General features: G+C 59.1%; 6 protein-coding genes. 2 read left to right on the top strand and 4 right to left on the bottom strand.

Annotation, left to right across the window (positions count from 1 at the left end; genetic code table 11):
- Nucleotides 1-315 precede the first annotated feature (315 nt).
- Nucleotides 316-1,074, top strand: coding sequence for a hypothetical protein (locus D8V06_RS21165; RefSeq protein WP_056855963.1), 759 nt, complete (start codon nt 316-318; stop codon nt 1,072-1,074).
- A 162-nt stretch (nt 1,075-1,236) separates the two neighbouring features.
- Here the strand turns inward: D8V06_RS21165 and D8V06_RS21160 are convergent, their stop codons facing one another.
- The 3 genes from D8V06_RS21160 to D8V06_RS21150 all read right to left on the bottom strand — a co-directional run bounded on the left by D8V06_RS21160 (nt 1,237) and on the right by D8V06_RS21150 (nt 5,634).
- The gene (locus D8V06_RS21160; protein WP_130931722.1) at nt 1,237-3,201 is read right to left on the bottom strand and encodes a methyl-accepting chemotaxis protein; all 1,965 of its coding nucleotides are present in this window, start codon (nt 3,199-3,201) and stop codon (nt 1,237-1,239) included.
- A 108-nt stretch (nt 3,202-3,309) separates the two neighbouring features.
- The gene (locus D8V06_RS21155) at nt 3,310-4,692 is read right to left on the bottom strand and encodes a PLP-dependent aminotransferase family protein (RefSeq protein ID WP_130931721.1); all 1,383 of its coding nucleotides are present in this window, start codon (nt 4,690-4,692) and stop codon (nt 3,310-3,312) included.
- A 180-nt stretch (nt 4,693-4,872) separates the two neighbouring features.
- Nucleotides 4,873-5,634, bottom strand: a complete 762-nt coding sequence (locus D8V06_RS21150) for an SDR family oxidoreductase (protein ID WP_056855966.1) — start codon at nt 5,632-5,634, stop codon at nt 4,873-4,875.
- 235 nt (nt 5,635-5,869) lie between these two features.
- On the opposite strand from D8V06_RS21150, the gene D8V06_RS21145 reads away from it, so the two are divergent.
- Entirely contained in the window at nt 5,870-6,874 is a 1,005-nt protein-coding gene (locus tag D8V06_RS21145; RefSeq protein WP_130904320.1) for an NADP-dependent oxidoreductase, read from the top strand.
- A gap of 130 nt (nt 6,875-7,004) precedes the next feature.
- Here D8V06_RS21145 and pyrF read toward each other — a convergent pair whose 3' ends face one another.
- Nucleotides 7,005-7,703, bottom strand: coding sequence for an orotidine-5'-phosphate decarboxylase (gene pyrF / locus D8V06_RS21140; RefSeq protein ID WP_130931720.1), 699 nt, complete (start codon nt 7,701-7,703; stop codon nt 7,005-7,007).
- Nucleotides 7,704-7,714 lie beyond the last annotated feature (11 nt).

The raw sequence follows: 7,714 nt of genomic DNA, 5'->3' as shown, positions 1-7,714 counted from the left end.
TGGATTGAGGGGTCGTCAACCCCCTGATATAAATTTATTTAAATCAATGACTTCGCCCTGCTTTGCGGCACCAATCCGGATTTTCCGCCGCCCGGTGTTTGGCGCCTATATTCTGACACTCGCCAAGGCGTTATAGTCGGCGTCGTCAGTGATGGCAATCCGCCCTATCGATGCCAGCATTCATATAAGAAGACTGCGGCCGATACAGAATGAGCCACATCGACCCAACTCGTCGAGCGGCCCTAGGCGCCTATATGCCAAGCCACTACACTCGCACGCGAACCCTAAAAAGAGGTCTTACCGGTGACACCACTCATGATCACCCTGCTCGTCGTAGCCGGGATCGCATTATTGATCGCCATTGGCTACATCAACCATGTGGTGGAAAACAACAAGCTGGAAAGGGCCCGTACCAAGGTTGAGCTCAATGATCGCCTGCGTCGTTGCGGCGAAATCACCGAGACCTTCCCCGGCCAATTGATGACACCGGCACTCAAGCTGCTGCTGACCCGCCTGGAGCTGAACGTCTGCCAACGTCTGCTGAATCTGGAAAAGACCAGTTCCAACCTCAAGGCAAGGATTGGCGAGCTGGAAACCCTGGTCGCCCAGGGCGAATCGATTCCGGTCAACAACCCGCCGGCGCCGATCCAGACCGAGGCCAAGGCCAAGGACGTACGCTTCCTGCTCGAAGCCTTGCACGGCCAGATTACCCGCGCCGCACAGGACGGTTTCCTGCCGCCTAACGAAGCCAAGCGCTGGATCCGCGAGGTCCGCCATATTCTGGTGCTGCTGCACATCGAGTTCTTCAACAACCTCGGCCAGCACTCGCTGCAACAGAATCAGCCCGGTCAGGCGCGCCTGGCGTTCGAACGTGGCGTGCAGTACCTGCGAAAACAGCAGGAACCGCAGATCTACGCCGAGCAACTGGAATACCTGGAAAAACTCCTGGCCCGTGCCAATGCGCAAGTCATGGACCGCATTGCCCCGGTAGAAGGCGAAGTCAACCAACTGACCGAGGGCCTCAAAGACGTCGAGGCAGATGCGGACTGGAAAAAGAAAGTGATCTACGACTGATCACTCGTTAAAAAAAACAAGCCACCGGGAAGGTGGCTTTTTTTTGGGCTGGATATGAGGTGGGCGTACCGCTGCGGGTAACAGGTCGGCTGGCAGGTCGCTATCGCTGCGATGCGACGACCCGACAAGCCAGCTCCCACAGCGATTGAGGGCGACCAGAAATCAAAGCCTGAAATGCCCCACCATCCCTTTCAACTCAGTCCCCAACTGCGCCAGTTCGATACTGGATGCCGCATTCCCCTGCATCGCCAGCGAAGACTGATCGGCACTGGCACGAATACTCGTGACACTGCGATTGATCTCCTCAGCCACTGAGCTTTGCTCCTCGGCAGCCGCCGCAATCTGCTGGTTCATCTGCTGAATCAAAGAAACTGCCGCGGCAATGCTCCCCAGCGCGCTCTCAGTTTGCAGCGCATCGCTGACCGCCAGCTTCACCAATTCGCCGCTGCTCTGAATCTGCTGCACCGACGTCTGCGCCGCCGCCCGCAAGGCGCTGACCAGCCGCTCGATTTCCTCGGTGGATTGCTGGGTCCGCTTGGCCAGGGCGCGGACTTCGTCGGCCACCACCGCAAAGCCTCTGCCCTGCTCACCGGCACGGGCGGCTTCAATGGCGGCATTGAGCGCCAGCAGGTTGGTCTGTTCAGCCACACTTTTGATAACACTGAGTACCGTGCCGATATTCTGGATTTCCGCACTCAGGCTTTCGATGCTTGAACTGGCTGAATTGGCCGAATCGGCCAGTTGCTCAATCCGCACCATGCTTTGGCGCACCACTTGCTGGCCGCTCTCAACCTTGCCATCCGCCGTTTGCGCAGCCTGTGCCGCCTCCTCTGCGTTACGCGCGACATCGTGAACGGTGGCGGTCATCTGGTTCATCGCCGTGGCGACTTGTTCGGTTTCTTCCTTCTGACTGCTGACTTCAAGATTGGTCTGCTCAGTGACTGCCGACAGCGATTGCGCCGACGATGCCAACTGTTCGATGCCTGCCTGCAAACCGCTGACGATCTGGCTAAGACCCGCGCCCATCTGCTGCATCGCGTGCATCAGTTGGCCAATCTCGTCGCGTCGGGTGACTTCGACAGTCCCGCTCAGATCCCCCGAGGCAATCTGCTGCGCCACACGGATAACGCTGCGCAGCGGCTCCACGATCAACCGGGTAATCGCCCAGGCGGCGATCAACCCGACCAGCAGCGCCAGAGCCGAAGAACCGATGATCAGCAGCGAATTCTTTTTCAGTTCCGTTTGCATCGATTGGTCTTCGGCGATGTACGCCTGGTCCACCCGTTCCACCACTTGGCCGGCACGCTCATGCAGTTGCTGATAAACGTTTTTTTCCTGCTCCAGTAAACCGGTGTACTCGGCGAGCTTGTCGTTGAAACTGGCGATATGGCCGGTCACTTCATTGAGAACCGTCTGATATCCCTCATCCTTGACCGTGGTTTTCAATTGCTCGGCCTGGGTCAGTGCTTGACTGGCCTGTTCGATCTTGCCCTGTCCTGCACTGTCGTCGCCCTTTCGGCTCTGGTCCAGGCGTACGCGCGCTTCATTCATGGCCTGGAGCATCAGGCGTGAAACCTGACTGACCTGATTGGCCTGCTCGATAAACTGCGCGCCGTCCTTGCCTTCGGAATCCTTGAGGGTATAGGCGCCGTCATCGGCAAGCCCCGACTGCAACACATCGAGATTATTGGCAACGCTGGACACCGACCAACTGGCCATTTCCAATGCCAGGTCCTTGGCCTGGCTAAGCGAGACAAACTCGTCAAATGCCTTGCGATAAGCCGCCAGGGACTGCTCGACGTCAGTCATCACCGGGACGTTCGCTGCCGACTCAGCCTTGAGCTGATTCGCCAGCGCGATCAGGCCGTCCACGCCTTCACGCAGGGCGTCGGCTGTTTTCGGGTTGCCGTGCAAGGCGTATTCCTGCTCCAGCAGCCGCACTTTGAGCAGACCACTGTTGAGTGATGACATCTGCTTGAGCCCATCGAAGCGCTGGCTGATGGAGTGCAAGGACCACACGCCAATGGCCGCCACCAAGGCAGTCAACAGCAGCACAAGCACAAACCCGCCACCCAGTTTCTTTGCCATACCGAGGTTGGCAAAACGTCCTTGCACGGCCGAAATCATTGCACGTAGTCCCCTGCCATAGTCTATGGATGCAGATTCGCAACGGGCCTGTGTCAACACAAGTCTCTGGCGCCTGAATAATGGCAAAAAGCTACGCCAACGTCGTTTTCAGAACGCTAGAGGTCGATTCACAGCGGTGGCCTGAAAGAATGCCCTGGCTCGCGGATCGCAGGCACAAGCCACATTGATGCGCTGCCAATCACTGGCTTCCCCCGTGGGACTGAATGCCGTCGCGCACGACAACACAACCCCGTGGCGTTGCGCCGCGGCTCGCACCCGGGCGCAGTCCATCGATCGTGAGCGCGCCCAGATGAACAAGCCGGCAGCGGGCTTGCCAAACACCTCCCACTCGGCGTCTTCAAGCAACTGCAAGGCAGCCTGTCGATCGGTGTTCAAGCGCTGTCTTTGGCGCTTCACCAACTTGCGATACGCGCCGCTGGCCAGCAGGCAGGCCAGCACCGATTCACAAAATCGGGAAGCACCCATGCTGCTGATCATCTTGACTTCGGCCAGTCGTGCAATCACTTCGGCACTGGCCACCACGAAGCCGACACGCAAAGAACTGCTGAGGGTTTTAGAGTAGCTGCCGACATAAATCACACTGTCATCCATGGCGGCGAGACGCATGCCGGTACCGCTGTGAAGATCGGCGAAGACATCATCTTCGATCAGCATCACCTCCTGTTTTTTTGTCAGCTGCAGTACTCGTTGCGCCACCACAGGGACCAGGCTGCCGCCCGTAGGGTTGTGATGGAAGCTGTTGATGAACATTCCCTGCGGGCGGTGCTCGAGCAGTAGTTGTTCGAGAACGGCGACGTCTGGCCCATGCGGCGTTCGCGGTACCTCGAGCATGCGGATACCGTGCAGCCTGAGCAGATCGAACAACATCGGGTAGCCCGGACTCTCGACCACCACGCAATCCCCCGGCTTGAACAGCGTCCGCACGATCAGATCCAAACCCTGGCTGGCGCCTGCGGTGGTTACGATTCGATTGTCTTCAACATCGATGCCCAGCGGTTTCAGGCACTTGAGGATTTGTTCGCGCAGGGCGGGCAACCCCAAGGGTGAACTGTAGTTGAACAGGCCGGCCATATCGGTGCGGCTGACCTGGCGGATCGCATAACTCAAATCATCCGTCTCGCGCCAACTTTCGGGCAGCCCGCCGTAGCCCAGTTGCAGTTCAGACGAAGTTCCAGGTTTTACTACTGCGCCTTCAAACCACAAGTCATCCTGTCGACCCTGGGCTGCGGGGGCTGGGGCTGCCACAACGAAACCGGCGCCCTGGCGAGACTCCAGCACGCCTTGCACCACCAGACGTTCGCATGCCTCGACGACGCAGGATTGGCTGAGCAGGTTGATTCGCGCGATGCGTCGGACTGGCGGCAAGCGCGCGCCAGGCGCCAACTCATTGCAATGCAGCCAGCAGACCAGTGCGTCGACGATTTGCTGTACGACCGGCACCAATGCCTGTCGATCGATTCTCAATTCCATGAGCAAAAAAACTCCTGTGGATTCTGCCGAAAGCAGTTAATCACAGGAGCTCGTTGCAGGATGTGCGACAACGCCGCCAAAACCCCGGGTTTTAATCATTTGAAACACACTGCCCGGCGTATTCACCAAACGGAAAAAAATCTGTGGAAGTGAGTCTGCTCACTCCCGCAGATTGCGTTTTCAGAACGCCGTGACACCGCCATCCACCGCCAATGAATGCCCCGTGGTGAACGCAGCGCCATCGCTGCACAGGTACAGCACTGCGCTGGCGATTTCCTCAACCTTGCCGATGCGACCTACCGGGTGCATGGCGTTGGCAAACTCGCCTTTCTTCGGGTCGGCTTCGTAAGCGCGGCGGAACATGTCGGTATCGATCACCGCCGGGCATACCGCATTGACGCGGATCTTTTTCTTGGCGTATTCGATGGCGGCGGATTTGGTAAGACCGATCACCGCGTGCTTGGAGGCCGCGTAGATACTCATCTTCGGCGCGGCGCCGAGGCCAGCCACCGAAGCGGTGTTGACGATTGCGCCGCCGCCCTGTGCCAGCAACAACGGCAACTGATACTTCATGCACAGCCAAACGCCTTTGACATTGACGCCCATGATCGCGTCGAACTCCTCGACAGTACCTTCGGCCAATTTGCCTTTTTCGATCTCGATGCCGGCGTTGTTGAAGGCATAGTCGAGACGACCGTAGGTATTGATGACTTCATCCATCAGATTTTTTACTTCGCTTTCAAGGGTGACGTTGCAGCGCACGAAGCTCGCTTCACCGCCTGCCGTGCGAATCAGTGCCACCGTTCCTTCGCCGCCCGCCGTGTCCATGTCGGCGACAACCACCTTCAAGCCCTCGGCGGCGAACGCCTGGGCGGTGGCACGGCCGATACCATTGGCGGCGCCCGTCACTACGGCTACCTGACCGGAAAACGTCATGCTCATTGTTATGTCCTCGAAGAGAGTTGGCAGGGGATCGCGTTTTTCCAGTCTAGCCACAGCGGCCCCGGGCAAGGCAGCACTATCAGGTGGCCGGTTGCCTGCCCATGAGTTGCAGTGATGGAACTGCCGTACCAACTATCACTGCACTGGATAAACCTGCATTCGCCGCATCAGCCAAACTTGCGGCATCGCCCACGAAGGTCTATCAACAAGGCTTCATTCATCTTGAGTGCCTGTCATGACATCCCAGACCAATCGCCAGTTCCTGCTCGCCAAGCGCCCGGTGGGCGCAGCAACCCGCGAGACATTCACTTATCAGCAAGTACCGGTCGGCGAACCGGCGGTAGGTCAGATCCTGGTCAAGAACGAATACCTGTCCCTGGATCCGGCCATGCGTGGCTGGATGAACGAGGGCAAGTCCTACATTCCGCCGGTGGGGCTCGGCGAGGTGATGCGCGCCTTGGGCGTCGGCAAGGTGGTTGCCTCGAACAATCCGCAGTTCGCCGTCGGCGACTATGTCAACGGCGCGCTGGGCGTGCAGGACTATTTCCTCGGTGAGCCGCGGGGTTTCTACAAGGTCGATCCGCAACTCGCGCCGCTGCCGCGTTACTTGTCGGCGCTGGGCATGACCGGCATGACGGCTTATTTCGCGTTGCTGGATGTCGGTGCCCCGAAGGCCGGTGAAACCGTAGTGCTTTCGGGCGCGGCCGGAGCGGTGGGCAGCATTGCCGGGCAAATTGCCAAGATCAAGGGATGCCGTGTGGTCGGCATCGCCGGCGGCGCCGACAAGTGCAAATTTCTGATCGAGGAATTGGGCTTCGACGGCGCCATCGACTACAAGAGCGAAGATGTCGTCGCCGGCCTCAAGCGCGAGTGCCCGAAAGGCGTCGATGTGTATTTCGATAACGTCGGCGGCGATATCCTCGACGCAGTACTCAGTCGCCTGAACATGAAAGCACGCGTGGTGATCTGCGGCGCCATCAGCCAGTACAACAACAAGGAGGCGGTCAAGGGCCCGGCCAACTATCTATCGTTGCTGGTGAACCGCGCGCGCATGGAAGGCTTCGTGGTGATGGATTACGCCGCACAATTCGCCACGGCCGCGCAAGAAATGGCCGGTTGGATGGCCAAGGGGCAACTCAAGAGCAAGGAAGACATTGCCGAGGGACTGGAGACGTTCCCCGAGACGCTGATGAAATTGTTCAGCGGGGAGAATTTCGGCAAGTTGGTTCTGAAGGTTTGACGCTGTAACCGACTCAAAAAAAACCCTGTGGGAGCGGGCTTGCCCGCGATGAGGGTGTGTCAGTCGAAATCAATGTTGACTGACACACCGCTATCGCGAGCAGGCTCACTCCTACAGGTTTTAGCGGTGTTTAGGCCAATTCAGCAACCACGGCTGCCAACGCCTTGGCCGGATCGGCTGCCTGGCTGATCGGACGGCCGATCACCAGATAGTCGGAGCCGGCGTCCAGCGCCTGACGCGGGGTCAGGATGCGGCGCTGGTCGTCCTGGGCGCTGCCCGCCGGACGAATCCCCGGGGTCACCAGTTGCAGCGACGGGTGCGCCGACTTCAGGGCCTGGGCTTCCAGGGCCGAACACACCAGACCGTCCATCCCGGCTTTTTCCGCCAGTGCGGCCAGGCGCAGCACCTGCTCTTGCGGTTCGATGTCCAGACCGATGCCCGCCAGGTCCTCGCGCTCCATGCTGGTCAACACGGTCACACCGATCAGCAGAGGCTGCGGGCCGCTGCGCTTGTCCAGGACTTCACGGCAGGCCGCCATCATGCGCAGGCCACCGGAGCAATGTACGTTGACCATCCACACGCCCATTTCCGCTGCCGCTTTCACAGCCATGGCTGTGGTGTTGGGAATGTCGTGGAACTTGAGGTCCAGGAACACTTCGAAACCCTTGTCACGCAGGGTGCCGACGATTTCCGAGGCGCAGCTGGTGAAGAGTTCTTTACCGACTTTGACCCGGCACAGTTTCGGGTCCAACTGATCGGCCAGCTTCAGTGCGGCGTCACGGGTAGGGAAATCCAGGGCGACGATGATAGGAGTCTGGCAGGCGGACATGAGTGGGCTCT

Origin of the sequence: Pseudomonas sp. Sample_24 (genome assembly GCF_004307605.1) — a bacterium.
Taxonomy (GTDB): Bacteria; Pseudomonadota; Gammaproteobacteria; order Pseudomonadales; family Pseudomonadaceae; genus Aquipseudomonas.
This window is presented reverse-complemented; position numbering and strand designations above follow the sequence as displayed.

Bases quoted from the DNA above. Each gene is read 5' to 3' on its own strand.
- D8V06_RS21165 (WP_056855963.1), top strand. From the start codon at position 316: ATGATCACCCTGCTCGTCGTAGCCGGGATCGCATTATTGATCGCCATT.
- D8V06_RS21160 (WP_130931722.1), bottom strand. From the start codon at position 3,201: ATGATTTCGGCCGTGCAAGGACGTTTTGCCAACCTCGGTATGGCAAAG.
- D8V06_RS21155 (WP_130931721.1), bottom strand. From the start codon at position 4,692: ATGGAATTGAGAATCGATCGACAGGCATTGGTGCCGGTCGTACAGCAA.
- D8V06_RS21150 (WP_056855966.1), bottom strand. From the start codon at position 5,634: ATGAGCATGACGTTTTCCGGTCAGGTAGCCGTAGTGACGGGCGCCGCC.
- D8V06_RS21145 (WP_130904320.1), top strand. From the start codon at position 5,870: ATGACATCCCAGACCAATCGCCAGTTCCTGCTCGCCAAGCGCCCGGTG.
- pyrF (WP_130931720.1), bottom strand. From the start codon at position 7,703: ATGTCCGCCTGCCAGACTCCTATCATCGTCGCCCTGGATTTCCCTACC.